Raw genomic sequence first — 20,375 nt, forward strand, 5'->3', positions numbered from 1 at the left:
CAGTCGTCCTTTCCTTAATAATTTCGAGTGTTCCCTTTTTTGACAAATTCCCAATCTTCGCTGACATTTTTACGCATCCGGACTAAGTACTCTGCCAATTGTGAAATTTCCACTTCTGACAAGCCTTGCAAAGCAACTTGATTCGAGTGTTGATTTTCGCGCACAATGATTGGATAAACGTTTTTCCCTTTTTCTGTGGCATAAATCCGCTTAATTTTTTTGTTGCTTGCATCTTCTTGACGATAAATAAAGCCTTGTTCTTCCAAACGCTTAATCGCCCGCGCCGCTGTGGTTCGATCAACTTTAATCAGTTCGGCGATCTTTTCTTGGATAATTCCAGGATTTTCACAGACCCTGACCAAATAAAGATATTGTCCTCGTGTTAAAGATAATTCCTTAAATTCAATATTACTGATTGAATCTAAGGCCCGCGCAATCATGCCAATTTCTCTTAAAATATCTGTCACTAGGACACTTCCTTTCGCTAATATTTTATGATTGTCATTACTTTAACTTATTTTTGTTGCAAATGCAACAAAAATAAGTATAAAAACTACAGATTTAAACAATTTGAGCATTTGTGAAAATAAAATAATTATTCCTTTTGTTATATTAACAAGTAAGATAAAATTAGTTATAGCGTCTATAGGAGGAATAGTATGAAAAAATTATTTTGTGTTATTTTAGTTATTTTTTTAACAGGTTGTAGTTCTCAAAAAGCGAATGAACCTAAAAAACAAGAAAATTCTACCAATCATACAACATCAATGAAAAGCAGTACTAATCATTACAGTTCTAGCACAGAAACAAGCTCTAATAATAAACTAAAAAAAACTTCAGAAAGTGCCAGTACCGCTCAGGCTTCGGCAAAGTCTAAAAATGAAGTATCCACAAATGTCGAAGAAGCAAATTCTTTAGAAGCAACACCTTATGCTGTCGATCTTAGTAGCTTAAACAATCCACTAGTATTTAATTTTAAAGGAATGAATGTGCCAACTTCAATTACGTTAGAGAACTTAAATTCAACACCAACTGCTACCTTCCGAACTAAATTGTTTGGGGCTGAAAATGATCAAGTGAAAGAAGCCATTAATAAATATGAGCTATCTATAAATACAATTCCTACAAAAGAGATTAGAATATTTTCAGCGGCCGATAACAGTATTCGCACCGTTAAAGTAAATACAGAATTAATTTTAGGAACTAATATTTCTTCAAACGATGAACAAAATAGATCGGGTACTTTATACTTATTCAACAATAAAAATGGTTCGATATCTTTAATCACTCCTAACTACGCAGGCAATGTTACGGATGATCAAAAAGACGTTATGCTAGAAGTAATTCAATAAATAACCAAAAAAATAATAAAGAGAAAACTTCATACTTAGAAGTTTTCTCTTTATTATTTTTTAGGAACTCCTCTAGAAACTCGTTTTAGTCCCCACTTATTTTTCTTATTTCTTCATCCATTAAGCACGCAATAGAAGATAGAACATTTCATTTGAAAATGAATTATTGTTCTGCAACATGCACCGTTTGTAAAAATTCTGCGACTGAGAAATGGTATTCTTTCTCTTGATTTCCTTGAATGGTTCGAATCATTTTTTCAACTTCTGGTTGCAGAGCGGCAAATTGAACTTGTTGTCCACGACCTTCTGCTGCGAGACAAAACTCTTCTAAAATATCTAACGCCGTACTATCAATGCTAGGAACTCCTCGCATTGATAGTACTACACCACTTTTTGTTTCCAATTGCAGTAACGTTTGTTTCAAACGTTCAGAAGACATGAAAAATAACGGGCCACTCAAATAAACCACCACCCAATTTTCCGTACAATCGGTCGGTACTAGCCCCATTCTTGACCAATCAACTTCCTCAACATTAATCGTAATCACGGCACTTTTCGCAATGAAAAACAGGCAACCAGCTAAGACCCCTAAAACAATCGCTAAACTCAAGTCAAAAATAACGGTCGCTACCATCGTTAAGAAGAATAAACATAAGGCTGTGTGGAAACGTTTCTGGAAGAATTCTTTAATCACCGACCATTCATTCATTCGCCACGCTGTCACCACTAAAACACCAGCTAACGCAGGCATGGGAATTTTAGACATGACTGGCGATAAAAGCAACATCGATAACAATAAAAAGACTGCATGAAAAATACCCGCTAAACGTGTTTGCGCACCAGATTTAATCACTACGCTCGTGCGAGCAATCGCTGCTGTCGCAGGCACGCCACCGAAAAATGGCAAAATTAAGTTGCCAATTCCTTGTGCCACTAGTTCCTGATTACTGTCTAATGGTTTCCCTGTCATGCGACCAGCCGAAGCGCCACAAAGCAAACTTTCAATCATACCTAACATAGCAATGCTAATCGAAGGCACCAAAATATCCTGAAACGCACTTAATTGAAGCGAACCAAGTTCCAAACGTGTATCACTAAAAATACTTGTCGGAATTTTCCCTACAGTGGCCACTGGCAGTTGAAAAACCACTGTTGCTAAAGTAGCTAAAATAATCATCACCAATGAAGCTGGTATCATCGCATTCCACTTTTTCGGAAAGAACACTAATCCAAGCACCACTAAAATCGACATAACCGTCGTTGATATACTTAAATCAAAGCCCAATGAACGATAACTGCTGATTTTCTCAATTAAATTGTGTCCTTCTGAACGAACCCCAAAGAAATTATCAAGCTGCCCCAACGCAATAATAATAGCAATTCCTGAAGTAAACCCGGTAATGACCGGTGACGGAATAAAAGAAGTCAAGCTCCCTAAACGCAAAATCCCTGCCAAAAGCAAGAAAATTCCCGCCAAAAAGGTGGCCAACAAAATCCCTTGCATGCCATGCACTGCCGCAATTGACATTAAAATAGCTGCCATCGCACCTGTTGGTCCTGAAATTTGATAAAACCCACCTGAAAGGCTCCCAATCACAATTCCAGCGATAATCGCCGTGATCATGCCAGCTGCTGCAGTGGCGCCGCTGGAGACCCCAAACGCTAACGCTAACGGCAACGCGACGGCTGCGACAGTCAAACCTGCCAAGAAATCTTTTTTCAATTTTTTTTGATTATACCCTTTAAATTCATCCCTTATCATTTGTGTGTACTTTTTAAACATTCGCATCCTCTTCTCATGAAATTTCCATTCTAAAGATATCATATTTTCGGAAAGATAATAAGGTGTTTTGTGAAGGAAATCGCTAAAAAATTTTTTTCACCTCATTTAGACAAAATTGTCTAATATTTTAGGAATTTAGCCACCGCTGTTTCCTAGAGTATGATATGCTTAACTAGTAAACAGGCTTCACAAACTTACATTAATTGGGGGAAACTATTATGTGTACAGGCATCAAGATTATTTCCAAAACAAATGATATTTTTTATGGACGTACGATGGATTTTACGTTTGATTTTTTTGGCAACGAAGATCCAATTGCACCAAAAATCCCTACTCTAATTGCTCAATTTCCAAAAGGTACAGTTCTAAACAGCCAACTAAATCCTTGGACGGCAAAATATGCCTTTATGGGACTAGCAATGTCAGGCACAGATCAACCAGCGAACGATGGTAAAACCGTCAGCCTTGCTATCACAGATGGTATCAACGAAGCCGGCTTATCTGGTGATATTCAATATTTAATGGAATCTTCAACAGCACCTGCTGAAAGTTTAGCAGATCGTGGTTTAACACCTCATATTGCAGAAGAAGTTCTCGCTTATATTTTGAGTAATTTTGAAAGCGTTGACGAAGTAAAAGTAGCTTTTGAAAAAATCGGCCTGTTAGATCAAAAATTCCAACTTGATTCATTGGGGGAAGTTCATTTTACCTTACACTGGACCATTAATGATAAAAATAATAATAGTATCGTTTTGCAACCAACAGATAACGGAGCGTTCGTCATTTATGATTCGATTGGCGTAGTCACAAACAGCCCAGAATACAATTATCATTTAACCAATGCACGAAACTATATCGGAATGCGCAACTACGCTATTAAAGAACCTTACACTTTAAAATCAGGCGCAACACTTGAACCAATTGAAGGTGGGACTTCTTACGGACTATTAGGAATCCCAGGAGACTTCACTTCGCCGTCACGCTTCATTCGTGCGTTATACTATTCTGACAATCTCCAAGAATTTGATAGCTCTGAAGGGATTATGCAACTCTATCGCGCCTTCCAAACAGTGATGATTCCTCGGGGAATTGGCCATTTAGGTCAAAGTAATTCTCTGTCTGATTTCACACATTATTGGTCAGGGTATGATGTGACTAATCTAACCATGTATGTCCAACCAGAAAGTACTACCTCATTTACAAAATACACTTTGGATCCAGCTTTAACAGAAGTTACTACTTTTGCTGTTTCTAACGAGCTACTACTAACAGATTTAAATCAATAAAAACACAAACAACGTCTCTGACCAGGTAATTGGTCAGAGACGTTGTTTCGTTCATGCGTTTAGTTGTTCAGTTATTTTATCATACCACTCCGGAAAATAGAGCTTACAACTCTGCACCATTGGACTCAATGATCTTTTGATACCAATAAAAAGAGGCTTTCTTTTTTCGAGCCAGCGTCCCCTGACCTTCATCATCTAAATCTACATAAATCAAACCATACCTTTTACCAATTTCTCCAGTTGAAGCACTAATTGAGTCGATGGCACTCCAGACGGTAAAACCAATTACTGGCACACCATCTAAGACAATCGCTTGTTTCACTGCCAGCAAATGTTGTTGTAAATAATCAATGCGATAATCGTCATAAATTTCACCATTTTCTGAACAATGATCAACTGCTCCTAAGCCATTTTCAACAATCATAATTTCTTTCTCATATCGTTGATACAAACGATTTAAACTAATCCGCAGTCCTAGTGGATCCACTTGCCAGCCCCATTCAGATTGCTCTAAAAAGGGATTTTTCCCTCCTGTTGCCATATTTCCTGCTGCTGTTTCTGGTGCAGTAGTCCAACTCATATAATAACTTATACTAACAAAGTCCACTACACCTTCTCGTAAGTCTTGTTCATCTTCTTCTGTAATAGCTAGTTGGACACCCAGTTGCTCCAACATTTTTTTAGCCCACGGAGAATAATATCCTCGAATCTGAATATCACCAAAATAATAGGTTTCCTCATCATCCATCATTGCTTGAAAAACAGATTCAGGGTGACAATTGTGCGGATAAGTCGGGCCATACATAAGCATTGTTGCAAAACGATAGTTACTTGAATATTTCCGACCTAATTGAACCGCTTTTGCACTTGCTACTAACTGATGATGCGCCATTTGGAAAATTTCTTGATAATTTTCTGTATGAATCCCAGTAGAAAAATAAGGCATATACGTAATAACATTAATCTCATTAAACGGAATCCAATAGCGGACACGATCACTGAATCGTTGAAATAGCGCTTCACAAAAGCGTAAATAGAACGTAATGACTTGGCGATTTTTCCACGAACCATATTTTGTCACTAAATTTTCTGGTAAATCAAAATGTGAAATCGTTATAATTGGTTCGATTCGATGACGCTCTAACTCGTCCAAAATTTTTTCATAAAATAATAAACCTACTTCATTAGGCCGTTCCTCTTCTCCAGTTGGAAAAATGCGTGACCATTGGATTGAAAATCGAAGACTTTTAAATCCCATATCAGCGAACAGTTGGATATCTTTTTGATAACTTTCATAAAAGCCAATCGCTCGATGAGAAGGATAGTATTGATTTACATCCACTTGTTGAGTTATTTGACGTTTCTCCCCTTTTTTACAACGCAAAGCCAAATCTAAATTACTCAAGCCTTTTCCGTCACGGTTATAGGCACCTTCTACTTGAGTAGCAGAAATTGCACCACCCCACAAAAAATCATTTGGCATACTGCTCAATTGTTTTTTTTCTCTGCTACTCATTTTCTTGTTCTCCTGTCGCTAAGGTCTGCTCTTCTTTCACTGCTCGTTCATCAGCCATACGGAAAAACGGATAATATAACAACGTCAGAGCAATTACCACAGCAATCATTGCCAACCCAAAGCGAATGCCGCCATAGAAAGTTTCTGCAACAACTGGTGGTGTCACCCAAGGTAATTCAACCGTTGGATTATAGTAATTTAAGAAACCAACTTTATAGAATAAATGTAACACCAAACCACCGACAGCTGTTGAACTTACCAACGGAATAAAGAAAATAGGGTTCAGCATAATCGGAACACCGAAAATCAATGGCTCATTAATATTGAAAATACTTGGTACAACACCTAATTTACCAAGGGATTTGTATCGTTCTGATTTTGCTCTTAACATACAAAAGGCTAAACCAATCGTATTCCCAGTTCCGCCAACCATAATAATACTAGAGAAAAACATAATTTCTGGATAAGGCAACGCTTGACCAGCAATAAATGCATTAATATTAGCTAAAAAGACTGGCGCCATCACAGCAAAGAAAATATTAATAATTGGACTTGGATGAATACCAAAAAACCATAATAGATTTGCTAGTGTAAAGACTACAATAACCGTCATTGGTGATTGACCTAATGATGCAATTGGTTTACTCACTAACTCGGTTAAAAAGCTCATCGCATCCCCCGAACCAGTATATGTGAAAATAGCTTTGACTAATAAAGCTACCACAAAAATTATCATGGCTACAAAGGTTGGACTTAACGAATCTGTCACCATCGTAGGAACGGAATCAGGTAATTTAATTCGTAAAAATTCTTTTTTCATTAAATAACTTTATAACATAGTTACACCTAAACCGACTAGAATAGCTACAAAAATCCCGTCAGTCCCAATTGATGCTGTTTTAATGACAATTGTTTCTTCTCCTCCTAATTTAACGGCAAACTGTGGTACCAAGATCAAGAAAAATGCCAAAGATAAAATAACACTAGTGATGGGATTTTGTTTTTCCATCTTCGCAGTTTCATACGCAATGGTACAAACAATGTAAACAGCGTACAAGTCACTGGTCATAGCAATGACTTCTTGAATGATTGGAGCTAACCCAATGGATGTTAAAAATTCTTGCCAAATTGGAATAGGAAAATTCCCTACAATTGCGATAAAAGCAACCCCTAAAGAAACGGGTAAAACAGCCATCATCCCATTAGTTAGTGCTTGAATGACCTTACTTTTTTGCATTCTTTCAGCGATTGGACCAATAAACTTTTCTAAAAAACGTTGAAACTTATCAAACATACAATTCTCTCCTCTTTCTAATTTACGTTGAGTATACACCTTAAAGTTACTTCAAGGTAAAGCGGTTTTATAAACTAATTTTGTGTTATACTAAAATTGAGGTGAATGCTGATGAACCAAGACCATCTTTACTCGCTAGAAACGATTGCTTCCTTGTTGAAAATTCCTAAGTCCACATTGCGCTATTGGGAAAAAGAACGGTTGATTCATTCTGTTCGAGGCGATACAAATGATTATCGACAATACACAACAGAACAGCTGATTGCTATCTGTGAAATCAAGTTTTATCGCGACTTAAATTTTTCCATTAAAGAAATTAAAAACTTATATACCAATCCATTATCAGATACCCAGAAATTACTAGAAAATGCACGTCAAGATTTAGAAGAACGCATTACACAGTTAAAACAAATTCACAGAAACTTAATCACTTATCAACAAAAATATGAAGAAGTCAGCCAACTACAAGAGGAAGTCTTGAAAGAAGAAATACCGCCGTTTAAAACTCTTTACTATTTCCACCCTGCAAAAGCAGAAAATCTTTTGCTTTACTTGAATGATCCAAGTATTTTAGGCTTTGTTTTATCACCAGATGAACAAACTATTGAACATTTTTCAACGACTAATAAAGACAGCGCCGCTTTCCCTTTAGCCTTACATTGGGAATTCGATGCTTCTAAAAGCTACTATAGTCAACTGATTCGTATAGAAGAAAGTAGCAATCAGTTGCAGCCACAACAAATTCAGAAAAATCTAATTTACTTAAAAGAACAAGGCTATCAAGTCCATCAACTATTGGGCCGCTATCTGCTTTCAAAAAAACATCAAGATTACTATCAACTATGGTTTGAGTGTTCTAATTAGAAAAACGTCAAATCGGCTTAATCCCCTAAGTCGATTTGACGTTTTTCTAGTTACTCTTAATAATTTTATTTTTCAATAGCCATTGTAAAAATAACACAAGAACTACAACTGGCCAAAGCGTGATTGGGAAAAAGAGCCCCACAAAAATGCCTGGTACAAGAATCGTCCCTAAAATCTGGGTTGTTAAACTCGTAGCAAAAATTGCGACAACAAAAAGCGAGTCAATTGTTGGGAAAAATTGTGCGACCGCAAACCCGATTAAAATAGCTGAAAAAACGACGGGAAAAATATCGCCACCTATCCAACCTGTCTGTAAACAAACTTGTAAAAATACTAGTTTCATTATCGCAGCGATTACCAAGATATACCAGGCTTGTTGACTACCAAAACTAGGAACTAAATGCATAAAAGATTGTCCTGAAAATAGTAATCTTGGCATTAAAATAACAAAAAGAAAAATACAGGCTGCGCCTAAACTTACCAGTATGTTTTGCTTTTCTTCAAAAGGTTGGCATATTTTAGCCAGAGCAGCTTGCAACCATTGATAGGCGTTACCAATCACAAAAGCAGTTAATAAAGCGGGTAAAATCAGCCATAACGAAGCCATTTCAACTTTTCCAGTTCCTAACTTCGTAATAAACGATGGTTGTCCCACCAATTTCATTAAAAAGGTAAACACCACCAACCCGTTCACAATAAATAACCCGTTCATCACTTGTTTCAGTTTCTTTTTATCTACAGGAGCGAGCATCGTATCGTAGCGCTGAACAAACTGTTGCGGATGCAGCAAGCGCTGGATTTTTGTCCAAAATGTTTGCTGTTCTTGCTCGTCATAATGAAAATAAAGGTACCGTAACTTATCAGATTGCCAGACTGACAACGAAATAATCGCTCCCAACAATGCGGCTTCAGGACCGACACCAGCCCCGAAAATTAAAATTACCAAGGCGGCCAATAAATTTCTAAACACACCTGAATAATCGACCGATTGTTTCGCCTTCAATTCTGTCAGAGCCTCATGCGCCGTTTGTGGTATTTGCCCGAAGCGTTTCTTCAGATAACTCAATACCAACGCTCCTAGCACACACAAGACAAAATAATAGAGAATTGGCCATTTCATTTGCGCTGGCAACACCTCCCAGAGCAGAGTCGTTAGCTCTCCTTCAATGATTAAAAACGCTCCTGAAATTCCCGCGATGATACTACTTAAAAATAACCCACTGACGATAATTGTCCACATTTTTCTGTTACGCATACTTCCTCCAAATGATAGTTGTTTCTTTTATAGTAGCAGATAGTTAGTGGTTTGTGTTTGAAGATTTTGGGAAGGATTTATTTTTTTGAAAAAATTGAGGTTATGAAAAGTTATCGTTTTACATTATTATTATTTGAATTTGTTGTTTGTATTTACGCTGATAGGTGTTTGGGAACTGTGTAAGCTTTCTGGTGTTATTGAGAAATTGTCTGGTGGTGCATCTATCAAACCAACAGACTATCTCGAAGATGGGATTCGTACGATTCCAAAGGGAGCTGTTAATGCAACTGGGATTGCAGATTTATCTGGCAGCAAATACATTAGTGAAGACTTCTTTGAAAAGAATATAACTAGCCACGTTCACACAAACAATCTCGTAACTTCTTTAAGAGACCTAGTTCCATCGGCTCCGAATATGGGGAGAATCGTTCGTATTGAAGGAGATGAAGAACAATTTTTGATGCCACAAGGTGTGTATAAATTGGAGTTATTTGAAGGCATGGATGGAGATTTTCTTATCTCATTCTCCAATAGCGATAAGTATAGAAAGATCATTTCAGCAGAAAAAAACGGCTCAACGCAAGTCCATATTCGTAATGGAGAGTTTCTAAATATTGATATTAATCTTCCTTCAAAGTATGAGCAAAAAAAAATTGGTGCTTTCTTCAAACAACTAGATGATACTATCACTCTTCATCAGCGTAAATTAGAACAGCTAAAAGAGTTGAAGAAAACATATCTGCAAGTAATGTTCCCAAGAAAAGATGAACGAGTGCCGAAGTTACGGTTTGCTGATTTTGAGGGGGAGTGGGCGCAGCGTAAGTTAGGGGAAATATCTACTCACCGTAGTGGAACAGCAATCGAAAGGTACTTTACTGAAGATGGAAAGTATAAGGTTATTTCTATTGGAAGTTATGGAACTGATAGTAAATATGTTGATCAAGGTATTAGAGCTATATCAAATGAGATAACGAATGCTAGAGTAGTTCATAAAGGTGAACTGACAATGGTGCTTAATGATAAAACATCAGATGGAGCAATTATAGGCCGATCATTGCTTATAGAAAGTGAAGAAGAATATGTGATCAATCAACGTACTGAGATTATTTCCCCAAAGGATGATTTTAATGTTAATTTTGCATATACGACTTTAAATAATACGTTTCGTCAAAAGGTAAAAAAAATTGTACAAGGCGGAACACAAATTTATGTAAACTATCCAGCTGTAAAAAATCTAATGTTAGACTTTCCAAGCTATAAAGAACAAACAAAAATTGGAACTTTTTTCAAACAGTTCGACGATACAATCACACTTCATCAAAATAAATTAGACCAATTAAAAACTTTGAAAAAGACTTACCTTCAAAACATGTTCATCTAAAAAATAACTCCCCGCAATCCGCGAGGAGTTGTTTGTCTTACATCAACATCGCCAAATGGCGCATAATTTTATCGTTATCCTGATTCTCTAATTCCTGAATAATATGCAAATAAGTTTCTTGCGTAGTTGTCATACTAGAGTGGCCTAACCGAGTTGCTACACTGGCAATTGAAACACCAGCAAATAATAATAGCGAGGCATGTGTGTGGCGTAAACTATGGACAGTAATCACTGGAATCTGCGCACGTTTACATAAGACTTTTAAGCGACTATTAATCGTAGAATTAAAGACACGTCCTCTCACAAAAATTGGTTCCATTGGTGGCATATTTCTTATCAATTGAGAAAATTGCATTGCCGTTTGCCAGTCAATTTGTACTTTGCGTTTAGAAGATTCATTTTTTGTTGATTGGAAAAAACCAGTGGGGTTCTTATAATTCCATGTTTTTTCAATAGTTATTTTTTGTTTAGAAAAATCAAAATCTTTTGGCGTTAGCGCCAATGCTTCGGAAAAGCGTAGGCCCGTTTTAACTACCAATAAAATAAACCAATCCCAGTTTAGTCGCTCGCCTAACTCTAATTCTTTCAAAAGAGCTTGAACTTCAAACTGGTTTAAAAATTTTGATTTTTTAGGACGTGGTGCTTTTCCTTTAATGACAATTTTTCGTGTTGGATTTTTTGAAATAAGTCCTTCATCGACTGCATCTAAAATTGCTCCTTTTAATTGATGATGAAAATCCATGGTTGTCTGCCGTTCGTGGGTTAACGCGTAGTCATTTAATAACTGCTGATACCGTTGCCGATCCAAATGTTTTACTTTTAAACCAGGTGCCAACTCAGCAAGCCGCTGTTCCGCAATATAATATTTTTGCAACGAGATATCCCGAATCGCTCCTACCTTATATAGCTCCACCCATTCACTAAAATACTCATGAAATAACTGCTCTGTTCTCTTTCTCTTAACCAAAATAAAACCTCCTTGATAATTGTTGATGAACGAATCATCTTTTTTATTATCTCGGAGGTAGGAAAGTGTGTAAATATTCAGTTTTATATGAACATATTTTGGAGATAGGATTTTTTTAGGGATTTTAGTTGGTTGAGTTTATTTTGATTAAGAATAATGGCATCGTCTAAATGTGTAAATAAATCACCTATTTTTTGTTGTTCGTCTTTATTTGGGATATTAATTAAAGCTTCTTTAATATCGTTTGAATTAATGCTTTCAAATGTTGATCCAGTACTATACCTAGTCCAATAACCACTATCTTTCATTTTTCTGAGTTGTTGAAAAATAAAATCATTTCCTTTAACTGCTGCCACCCCACGTCCTAAAACTACATTATAGTCAGTTTTCCCAATTTCTCCTACTGGAGCACGAACGCTTAAAATTAAATCACCTTTTTCTGCTTTTTTTGTAACTTGAGTAGTCCAAATTCTTGGGACAACTTTATTATTTTTCATATCTGAATTTCCTTGTACTAAAATGTAGTCATCTGGATTTTCTGTATAATTTTCGGAGTTTGGAGATTGTCCCATGATTATTGAAAATGTTTCCCCTAACTTACACAGTTGCCAATCATCCTCAAAATCAGCAAATCTCACCCGAGGAACAGTCTCATCTTTCTTTGGAAACATCAGTTGTAGATACGCTTTCTTCAACTCTTTCAACTGATCCAACTTACGCTGATGAAGAGTGATAAGGTCATCAATATCTTTGAAAAATTGACCAACTTTGCGTTGCTCATCAATATTTGGCACTGGTATTTCTATATCCATGACTCTGTTTTTTGAAATGTTGTATCGTGAAATACCTTGTGCAAGAAATATGAATTTTTTACGAACGTTAGGCGAACGTAGCATGAAGGCCATGTAGTATGGAGCCAATTCTGTAACTGGACGATAGCCAAAACAGAAGCTATTCAAGTACACATTCGCTTCATTACCAAGCCATACAGACGACATCCCTACCTCTTCAGGCGTTTCCGACGATGTGGTAAAGAATATGTCACCATACTCCACCTGGTTTTGCTTAGCGTCTATTTCAACACTCTCAGTCATTTTCAAGTCAGTTATTGGATTACTAAAAACATTGATATAAGTTACGAACGTAGCATCACCGTGCCCAAAGTCCTCTTTCGTTTTTCCGGTCAGCCCAGTGAATGTGTCCCCCAATTCTTCAACCTTACGATGTTCCCAATCTTCACTAAACCCACGAAACCGGAGCCGAGGGACTTTTTTCATCTCGTCCCTCATCCTCCAAACACCTCTTTCGTAGCATCTATCAGCGCTTGGGTTTCTTCCGTTACCACTAGATCATCAAGCATAGCTAATAACTCAGCTTCTACTTTTTTTATTTCCTCGTTAGTATTTTTAATATCGTTGTTTAGCGCCACTAAATCAACAGGTGGCTCTTCTTCGTATGTGTCAACATATCTAGGGATATTCAAATTATAGTCATTTTCTTTGATTTCATCTAACGTTGCGAGATGTGAATATTTCTCTATTTCTTTGCGCTGAACAACAGTATCGACAATTTTATCGACATCTTCTGGGCGCAAATGATTTTGTTTTTTTAATTTTTCAAATTCTCGACTTGCATCAACAAATAAAATATCAGAAGCCGTACGATTTTTTCTTAAAATCAAGACACAAACTGGAATAGATGTATTCAAGAATAATTTATCTGGGAATCCAATCACTGTTTCAATTTGGTGTTTGTCAATCAACGCTTTTCGAATACGACCTTCTGCGGCTCCTCTAAATAATACGCCGTGAGGTAAAATAATCGCCATTCGGCCATTGTCTTCTAAATGGTATAAACAATGGAGTAAAAACGCATAATCCGCTTTGGTTTTCGGCGCAATACCATATTCACGCCAACGAGGATCATCTTCACGATCTTTATTGTTCCAATGAGCTGAGTAGGGCGGATTTGCCATAACCGCATCAAACATTCTTGGATTATCTTTCCCATCTACTACGCCATCTGGCCAGTCACTTTCAAGTGTATCCGCATGATTAATACTAATATCATTGTACTCTACACCATGCATCATTAAGTTCATTCTCGATAAGCGATACGGTGTGGCATCTTTTTCTTGCCCAAAATATTTAATCATACCTCGCTTATGTGAATTTTTCATATAGCTAGCTGTTGTTAACAACAACGACCCCGAACCAACCGTTGGATCATAAATTGAAAAACTTTCCTCTTCCTCACGACCAGATGTTAAAATTCGTGCCATTACGTTAGAGATTTCTTTCGGTGTATAGTATTGACCCATATCAGAAGCCAAGACTGTTGCAAATTGAGCAACTAAATATTCATAGATATCTGATACTGTATCATCACTACCTGACAAATCAAATTCTGGTGAAGAAAGCAGCTCAATCATTGAAATCATGACACTAGCACGAGCTTGTGCATTCGCGCCTAAATCGGCACTATCAAAGCGCATACCATCAAAAATCCCTTCAAAATCGCCTTTTGCTTCAAAGGCAATTTGCTGATTGAAATGACCAAATGTATCAGTCATCATCCCAATATTAAAACGATCTTCATCGATTGCTTTTTTCCAATCATCAAAAAAATCATTTGGTTGAATCGCATAACCTAAGTTTTTTTGCATATATTCTAATGCTTTTGAGGGATTCTGTGCATAAATGTTTTCCCAAGTTTCTCCCCGTGTGACATCATCTAGCCAACGTGTTGCTTTTTCTGATAGGTATTTATAAAATAAAATACCAAAAATATAATCTTTATATGCTGTCAAACCAATTTGTCCACGTGTTTGATTCAACATCGCCCACATCTTCGTTTGTTGTTCTTGTGATAAAGCCATCGTATTCTGTCCTTCTTTCTAATTATAATGAATTGAAAAATTTCATTAGGGCTTCTTCAAACTCGGCGGCACCAAAAAAGTCAATATTTTCTTCTTTTTCGATTTCACGAACTAAATCTGCCAAATTAGGATTATCAATGAGTGTGTGACCAGGTAAAAATAAATCAAATGCCTCAACTACTCGATTTCCATTTACATCTTGGTCAGCCGCCCATCGCCGAATTTTCAATTCTCGAAGATTTGTCCGTCTTTTCTTACGCTCTTGTTGAAGCGTTTCAGTAGTGAAGTGTTCCGTAATTTCACCAGATTCAATATCATCGACAATTTCATTAATTTCTTGACGACTTTCATCATCCATTGGAGTAATATGTTTATCAATCGCTTCTCGATTATGCTCTGTTTTTTCATCCATAAAGTTATTTAACAATTCAACTAACATATCATAGTCAATAATTTCATGGTCAAAAAATTCAATTCCTATTTTAATTTCAGTTAAATCGGGTCGTTCTGATTCAGGTAGTTTTTCTTTAGTATCATATAATCTCGCTTGTAACGCGCCAAATTCGTCAGTATTGGCAATATCTAAGCGAATCATTTCACCAGTTGGTTCATTGTTATCATCTAAAACATCAATCTCGGTTCCTAACTCATATCCTTGCTGAATCAATTGTTGAATCTTACTCTGCGCTGGAAAAGCCAAGTTGACAAATTCTCTGATATCATTAGTTCCACGAGGCACTTGGCTAAAATCATCCCCTGCTAGTTCTTTTAAACGAGCAATTGTTCCTTCTAATTCTTGGATTTGATGACTTTGTGGTTTAGCTAAAATATCATCATTTTCTAAATCTTTAAGTTCTTGATTTCCAGCTTCTTCTTCCGCTTCTTGTAATGTATCGTTTCCGCCTCGTGTATAGATACGCAATGCATTTTCTACATATTCTTTCATTGCATCGCCTTGGCGATAGAAGCGAACTTTTCCATGTGGTTTACTGTCACGGTTCAGCGTCCGATTGGTGCGCGACATCGCTTGAATCAGCATACCTTCTTTAAGCATTTTATCCATATAAATCATGTTAATAAATTTTGAATCAAAACCTGTGAGCAGTTGATCTGAAACAATCACTAAATCTAAACGCTCTTCTTCTTTTCCTTGATTGTATGGTTTCTTACGAGCTAGTCGTTTAGTAATATCAATCATATACGCACGTGCTGGGTCTTTCGCAGAAAGAATACTTGGTACATTGAATTTTTCTGTGTAAGCCTTAATTGCTTTTTTTAAAGCTTCATTTTGCTCTTTTGTACCATTTTTATTTGATTCATCCGTTGAAAAAGTCATGGTTACATTTAAGTGCGGTGCTTTTTCTTTAAAAATATTGTAGTAATGTACTACTGCTTGTTTACCAGAGACTGCTAACATTGCTTGAAAAGTATTTTCTTTTCGGATCCCACCTATTAACGGTCCGCTAGAGGTTTTTTTCCAATTGTCCAAAATGTCTTGAACGACTTGACGACGGTAAACATCACTTTGATAGACTTCTTTTTCATATTCTTGTTCAGAAAAATCACTTTCTGCATTTTCAACGACCCAATGAGGCTTGAAATAAGTGACGTCAAAGCCTAGAACATTGCCATCACCAATTGCATCTTTAATGGTATAGGTATGCAATCGTTTCCCAAAAATATCATGTGTTGAAATGTCTCTTGATGTTGTCACATCGTTAATTTCATCACTATAAAAATTGGGCGTTCCAGTAAAGCCAAACCATGTTGTTTTCTTAAATGCTTTTTTTATTAACTGAACAGATTCACCGCTGGCACTTCGATGCGCTTCATCCATGATAATGACATTCCACTCATCATTTGTTAGACCATTTTTCACCGCTTTTGTTAAACCTTGAACAGAAATTAGTAAAATTTGTGAAGCACCTTTATGTTTTAGTTCTCGTTTAAGTTCACGGCCATTAACTTTTTTGATTCGTTTTTTAAAGTGCATATACGCAAAGTCTTTAAAGTTTTCTAATGTCTGGTCAATTAAATCGACACGATCAACAATAAACAAAACGTTGCGAACTCTTGGCGCAGAAGCTAATAATTGAGCAACTTTAAAAGAGGTCACCGTTTTACCTGAACCCGTCGTATGCCAAATATAACCGCCTTCTTTTTCAATTAGGCCACTGGATTCCATTTCTTTCATACGTTGTAAAATGCCTCGTGTTGCTTGAATTTGATAGCTACGCATAACCATCAAATTATCATTTGATGCATCTGGAATCATATTGACAGTGACTAACCGATGTAATGCAGGAATCCCCATGACTTGGTGAGCAAATTCAAAAGCATCTGTAATATCTTTATTTCTTTCATCACGCCAGCCAAAAACAAATGTTTTATTATAATGTTCAAAGGCATTAGGTCGTGCAAAATAATGCGCTGAGTGTTGACTTAAAATAAATTGGACTTGTACAAAAGCAAATAAGCCCTCATATAATCCATCGCCATGATAGCCTTTCAATTGTTCAAATGCATGCCATTGATTTTGTAAATGTTCATCTTTTTCTTCGATATGCGCAACAGGAATTCCATTAATCAATAACGCTAAATCAATAATTCTCTTGGATGTTAAACCTTTAGGTAAATTATTAAACATTACTTGGCTAACAACCTCATAACGTGAACGACCACCAGCCACATCATCTGAATAAAAAATTTCAATTTCTAAACTTGATCCATCATCCCGAACAAGCGGAATTGAGCCAACACCACCTGCTCCAACCAATAATAATTGAGCATCGTAAGGTGTTCGAATACGTTGTAATTCTTGGAGAATCATTTTGAATTCATTATCAGATAACGGTGTACCATTTAATTTATGTGCATTTGTTTCATTTAATACATCGTGCCAATGCTGCTCTAACTTTTTAATACTTACATTCGATAAGTCTTTACGATAAGTCCAACCCTCAGACTCAAGCTTTTTTATTAACGCTTCTTCAAATTTTGCTTCTGCCAATTAAATACTTCCTCTCGCTTTTAATGAGAACAAATTCTGTAAATAAAGCCTTTTCTCTCGCTCTAACAACAAGAACTTACGCTGTCATACAGTGTAAGTGTAATGAATTACCCCAACTTTTTCAATAAAAAATGGAATCTTTATTGAAAAGATTCCATTTTTTATTGATTAAATTATCCTTCTTGTATAATCGTTTCTTTTAGCTTTATATATTCGGCTTCTGTCAAAATCTTTTTCTCAAATAAGGCATGTGCTCGCTCTAGTTTACTAAAAATATCGTCCGCATGTTTAGTTGTTTCTGTTTCAGGTTGTTCTGAAATAACTTCAAAATCGGCTTCTAAAATTTCTAGATCTTTTTCTGCATCTTCTTGAGTATAGCCTATGTTTTTACTTAATTCATCCTTTAACCTCATAGCCATTGGTTTCATAGAGGCATAATTAATGCCGCCGGAAACAACGCCGCCTAAAACGGGAATTGCTTTAGAAACACCTTTCGCAAAAGTTGCTTTTGTTAATTTCGTCCCAAAAACAGCTAATATTTTTTTCAATATTGGATAATAGAAAGTTTTCATTAGCGCCTTCTGCGGGATTTTCTTTACAGCTTGGATAGATAAACGTTTAGACAAAATCCGAACGACCGAACCAGCTGACGTTACCCCTAACATGATTCCCAAGTATAAAATCAGTGTATTTTTGGCTTCTTCTGTCAATTCATCTTGATTGTTCCATAAATCATGGTAGCCATAAATATAAGAAATTTCTTGCGCTAATTTCAAAGAATAGCCATAGAATTGCGCAATATCTGCGGGAATGGTAGCTGCCATAGCCAGACCACCTGGAATTCCTGTCGCAAATGAAATTGCGCTCGACTGCATAACTGCTTGGTTAATACATTTTTGGGCAGCTCGGTCTAGTTCTTTTTTTGATAAGACTTTTTCTGGTCCGTCATCAAATAATTCTTGTACATTGTCCACTTTATCTTGAAACATTTTTGTCAAAAAAGCATTTCGATTCACTTTGACACCAGGTAATTTTAACGACTCATTCACTACTTTCAACGCTAATACTTCTTCTTCCAACTGTAGGCCTCCTATTTTTACGCATAAATTCTCTTACAGTGTACTCCTTTTATCTTTCAAAAACAACGCCACTTCCAGCGCCAACAAGTCCACTTCCTTATCAAAATCCAACAGCACTAGCTGTTCAATTTTCTCCAATCGTTGTAACAAAGTATTACGATGAATAAAGAGCTTTTTGGCTGTTTGAGACAAGTTTCGTTTTGATTGAAAATAGACATTCAGTGTATGGACAAAGTCTGTATGTTGCTGTTGATCACTTTTCAGCAATGGTTGAAGATATTTTTTTCTGAGGGTTGCTTGTCCTTCTGCTAAAAAATAACGTTGCAATGTCTGTCTAAGATGAAAATTCGCGTAGGAAGCAATCCTCATTTCAGGTTTTTCTGCAACGAATTGGCGTTGAAAGGCTAAAACGTCAATCGCTTGTTGATACGATTCATGAATCTGGGTCAGACCTTGAATCTTAGGTCCTATTGTTAGGAAAAGTTCCACATCTTCTTGTACTTTCATTAACTGATTTATACTACTTTGTGCTAGGCGTTGCATCATTTTCAGATAATCGCCTTCTTTTTCAGGTGGATTTTCAACTAATAAGACAAAGGAACTGTCAATTTCAATACAAACAATTTTTTGTTTGTCCCCTAAAATAACTTGGTTTAACTGGTTACCTAAAATAGACATTCTTTCTTGCCTTTGGCGTTCATTTAAAGTTAATGAAATTAGCAAAATAGCATAGGGCTTATCTATTGCCAAGCGATAATATTGTTGAAATTGTTGGAAAACAGCTTGATCCCTCTTTTCATGCGCAATCAGCTTAAAAAATAATTCGTTTCGTTGTTGGTATTCTTCAAATTTCCGTGAGTATTCCAATTGCAATTGTAAAAGTAAGTAATGAGCTGTGATTTTAAAATGAGCCACGTCGACTGGTCGTAATGGGGCCAAGGTGTTCCAGACGAGCAAATAATATAAAATAACATTTTTCTTTTTAATTGGATAAATTTCAATTGGCACCACTTGGTTCTGGAGTTTCAACTGTAAATGAATCGGTTCTTGATAAAAGCGTAATGATGGATGACTTTGTTCAAGTAATTGTTTTTGGAACTCTGAGGTTTCTTGTCTATCTTCTAAAATGCTAGAAATACGAATTGGATTTTTAGGCAAGTCAAAAAAATTAACTCCTTCAAAGTGGTCATTCAATAACAAGACAGGATTTTGAATGGTTTCTGCTAGATCCTGCAGCAAATGAAAACTGCTACTTCCCGTTTCTAAGATTTGGTAAATTTTATTATGCAATGCGGTTTCTTGCGCATTCATGTCAAATTGTTCTAACGTGACACGACTTTTCAACACGTCAGCAATTTGCGAAAAGGTGTAATTGTAAGGAATTGCTAAAATAGGAACGTTCATTTCATCTGCTAATTTGATTAGGTCTGGTGGAACTTCTTCAAAATAACGTTGGGTTTTAAATCCTAAGGCAGCACAATGGTGTTTGGCTAGTTCTTTCAAAAAATTTTTCTGTAATTTCCGATCATCTTTAAATATGTACCCTGTCGTTAACAGCAGCTCACCTGCTGTTAACCAATCTAAAATATCAGGATTTTCTAAAATATTGACTTTTAAAATCGGTTGGTCCTGATTTTTATGTCCTGCCACTAAGGTAATGCCAGGCAATTCTTCTAACGTTAATAAATCACTCACTTTTAACATCATTTA

The 20,375-nt window shown here is 36.3% G+C and carries 16 protein-coding genes; 4 read left to right on the top strand and 12 right to left on the bottom strand.

Annotated features, from left to right (window positions below):
• Positions 1-14: 14 nt before the first annotated feature.
• Positions 15-467 (bottom strand): transcriptional regulator SylA, encoded by a 453-nt coding sequence (gene sylA / locus PYW42_RS12625; RefSeq protein WP_002383314.1) that lies wholly within the window; start codon positions 465-467, stop codon positions 15-17.
• 192 nt (positions 468-659) lie between these two features.
• Here sylA and PYW42_RS12630 point away from each other — a divergent pair, with 192 nt between their 5' ends.
• Positions 660-1,352, top strand: a complete 693-nt coding sequence (locus PYW42_RS12630; protein WP_002389084.1) for a hypothetical protein — start codon at positions 660-662, stop codon at positions 1,350-1,352.
• A gap of 163 nt (positions 1,353-1,515) precedes the next feature.
• On the opposite strand, the gene PYW42_RS12635 is transcribed toward PYW42_RS12630, so the two are convergent.
• Positions 1,516-3,177, bottom strand: a complete 1,662-nt coding sequence (locus tag PYW42_RS12635) for a SulP family inorganic anion transporter (RefSeq protein WP_002410925.1) — start codon at positions 3,175-3,177, stop codon at positions 1,516-1,518.
• Between the two features lie 176 nt (positions 3,178-3,353).
• Here PYW42_RS12635 and PYW42_RS12640 point away from each other — a divergent pair, with 176 nt between their 5' ends.
• On the top strand, positions 3,354-4,421 hold the full coding sequence (locus PYW42_RS12640) for a choloylglycine hydrolase family protein (protein WP_002389236.1): 1,068 nt from the start codon (positions 3,354-3,356) through the stop codon (positions 4,419-4,421).
• Positions 4,422-4,524: 103 nt separating this feature from the next.
• On the opposite strand, the gene PYW42_RS12645 is transcribed toward PYW42_RS12640, so the two are convergent.
• From PYW42_RS12645 to PYW42_RS12655, 3 genes are read right to left on the bottom strand one after another with little or no spacing between them, the layout of a single operon-like run.
• Complete coding sequence (locus tag PYW42_RS12645; RefSeq protein ID WP_002389285.1) at positions 4,525-5,937, bottom strand: glycoside hydrolase family 1 protein; 1,413 nt, start codon at positions 5,935-5,937, stop codon at positions 4,525-4,527.
• On the bottom strand, positions 5,930-6,757 hold the full coding sequence (locus tag PYW42_RS12650) for a PTS transporter subunit EIIC (RefSeq protein WP_002410924.1): 828 nt from the start codon (positions 6,755-6,757) through the stop codon (positions 5,930-5,932). Before PYW42_RS12650 ends, PYW42_RS12645 begins: the two co-directional genes overlap by 8 nt.
• Positions 6,758-6,766: 9 nt before the next feature.
• Positions 6,767-7,231 (bottom strand): hypothetical protein, encoded by a 465-nt coding sequence (locus tag PYW42_RS12655; protein WP_002389032.1) that lies wholly within the window; start codon positions 7,229-7,231, stop codon positions 6,767-6,769.
• Positions 7,232-7,342: 111 nt separating this feature from the next.
• Here PYW42_RS12655 and PYW42_RS12660 point away from each other — a divergent pair, with 111 nt between their 5' ends.
• The gene (locus tag PYW42_RS12660) at positions 7,343-8,095 is read left to right on the top strand and encodes a helix-turn-helix domain-containing protein (RefSeq protein ID WP_010709058.1); all 753 of its coding nucleotides are present in this window, start codon (positions 7,343-7,345) and stop codon (positions 8,093-8,095) included.
• A gap of 46 nt (positions 8,096-8,141) precedes the next feature.
• Here PYW42_RS12660 and PYW42_RS12665 read toward each other — a convergent pair whose 3' ends face one another.
• The gene (locus PYW42_RS12665; protein ID WP_002389736.1) at positions 8,142-9,350 is read right to left on the bottom strand and encodes a chloride channel protein; all 1,209 of its coding nucleotides are present in this window, start codon (positions 9,348-9,350) and stop codon (positions 8,142-8,144) included.
• Between the two features lie 205 nt (positions 9,351-9,555).
• On the opposite strand from PYW42_RS12665, the gene PYW42_RS12670 reads away from it, so the two are divergent.
• Positions 9,556-10,731 carry a restriction endonuclease subunit S gene (locus PYW42_RS12670; RefSeq protein ID WP_264526552.1) on the top strand — a complete coding sequence of 392 codons (1,176 nt, stop codon included), beginning with the start codon at positions 9,556-9,558 and terminating at the stop codon, positions 10,729-10,731.
• A 37-nt stretch (positions 10,732-10,768) separates the two neighbouring features.
• Here the strand turns inward: PYW42_RS12670 and PYW42_RS12675 are convergent, their stop codons facing one another.
• The 6 genes from PYW42_RS12675 to PYW42_RS12700 form a co-directional block, all read right to left on the bottom strand.
• The gene (locus tag PYW42_RS12675) at positions 10,769-11,698 is read right to left on the bottom strand and encodes a site-specific integrase (RefSeq protein WP_002389366.1); all 930 of its coding nucleotides are present in this window, start codon (positions 11,696-11,698) and stop codon (positions 10,769-10,771) included.
• Between the two features lie 83 nt (positions 11,699-11,781).
• Positions 11,782-12,975 (bottom strand): restriction endonuclease subunit S, encoded by a 1,194-nt coding sequence (locus PYW42_RS12680; protein WP_142431025.1) that lies wholly within the window; start codon positions 12,973-12,975, stop codon positions 11,782-11,784.
• Positions 12,976-12,983: 8 nt separating this feature from the next.
• Positions 12,984-14,576 carry a type I restriction-modification system subunit M gene (locus PYW42_RS12685; RefSeq protein WP_002365303.1) on the bottom strand — a complete coding sequence of 531 codons (1,593 nt, stop codon included), beginning with the start codon at positions 14,574-14,576 and terminating at the stop codon, positions 12,984-12,986.
• Positions 14,577-14,598: 22 nt separating this feature from the next.
• Positions 14,599-17,586 (bottom strand): DEAD/DEAH box helicase family protein, encoded by a 2,988-nt coding sequence (locus tag PYW42_RS12690; protein WP_002389370.1) that lies wholly within the window; start codon positions 17,584-17,586, stop codon positions 14,599-14,601.
• 173 nt (positions 17,587-17,759) lie between these two features.
• The gene (locus PYW42_RS12695; protein WP_002389386.1) at positions 17,760-18,665 is read right to left on the bottom strand and encodes an EcsC family protein; all 906 of its coding nucleotides are present in this window, start codon (positions 18,663-18,665) and stop codon (positions 17,760-17,762) included.
• A gap of 33 nt (positions 18,666-18,698) precedes the next feature.
• Positions 18,699-20,372 carry a PucR family transcriptional regulator gene (locus tag PYW42_RS12700; protein WP_002410920.1) on the bottom strand — a complete coding sequence of 558 codons (1,674 nt, stop codon included), beginning with the start codon at positions 20,370-20,372 and terminating at the stop codon, positions 18,699-18,701.
• Between the last annotated feature and the right edge of the window lie 3 nt (positions 20,373-20,375).

The sequence above is a fragment of the Enterococcus faecalis genome (genome assembly GCF_029024925.1).
Taxonomy (GTDB): domain Bacteria; phylum Bacillota; class Bacilli; order Lactobacillales; family Enterococcaceae; genus Enterococcus; species Enterococcus faecalis.

What these genes read in the sequence shown, in the direction of transcription:
- PYW42_RS12630 (WP_002389084.1), top strand. Translation starts at nt 660, where the DNA reads ATGAAAAAATTATTTTGTGTTATTTTAGTTATTTTTTTAACAGGTTGT.
- PYW42_RS12635 (WP_002410925.1), bottom strand. Translation starts at nt 3,177, where the DNA reads ATGATATCTTTAGAATGGAAATTTCATGAGAAGAGGATGCGAATGTTT.
- PYW42_RS12640 (WP_002389236.1), top strand. Translation starts at nt 3,354, where the DNA reads ATGTGTACAGGCATCAAGATTATTTCCAAAACAAATGATATTTTTTAT.
- PYW42_RS12645 (WP_002389285.1), bottom strand. Translation starts at nt 5,937, where the DNA reads ATGAGTAGCAGAGAAAAAAAACAATTGAGCAGTATGCCAAATGATTTT.
- PYW42_RS12650 (WP_002410924.1), bottom strand. Translation starts at nt 6,757, where the DNA reads ATGAAAAAAGAATTTTTACGAATTAAATTACCTGATTCCGTTCCTACG.
- PYW42_RS12655 (WP_002389032.1), bottom strand. Translation starts at nt 7,231, where the DNA reads ATGTTTGATAAGTTTCAACGTTTTTTAGAAAAGTTTATTGGTCCAATC.
- PYW42_RS12660 (WP_010709058.1), top strand. Translation starts at nt 7,343, where the DNA reads ATGAACCAAGACCATCTTTACTCGCTAGAAACGATTGCTTCCTTGTTG.
- PYW42_RS12665 (WP_002389736.1), bottom strand. Translation starts at nt 9,350, where the DNA reads ATGCGTAACAGAAAAATGTGGACAATTATCGTCAGTGGGTTATTTTTA.
- PYW42_RS12680 (WP_142431025.1), bottom strand. Translation starts at nt 12,975, where the DNA reads ATGAAAAAAGTCCCTCGGCTCCGGTTTCGTGGGTTTAGTGAAGATTGG.
- PYW42_RS12685 (WP_002365303.1), bottom strand. Translation starts at nt 14,576, where the DNA reads ATGGCTTTATCACAAGAACAACAAACGAAGATGTGGGCGATGTTGAAT.
- PYW42_RS12700 (WP_002410920.1), bottom strand. Translation starts at nt 20,372, where the DNA reads ATGATGTTAAAAGTGAGTGATTTATTAACGTTAGAAGAATTGCCTGGC.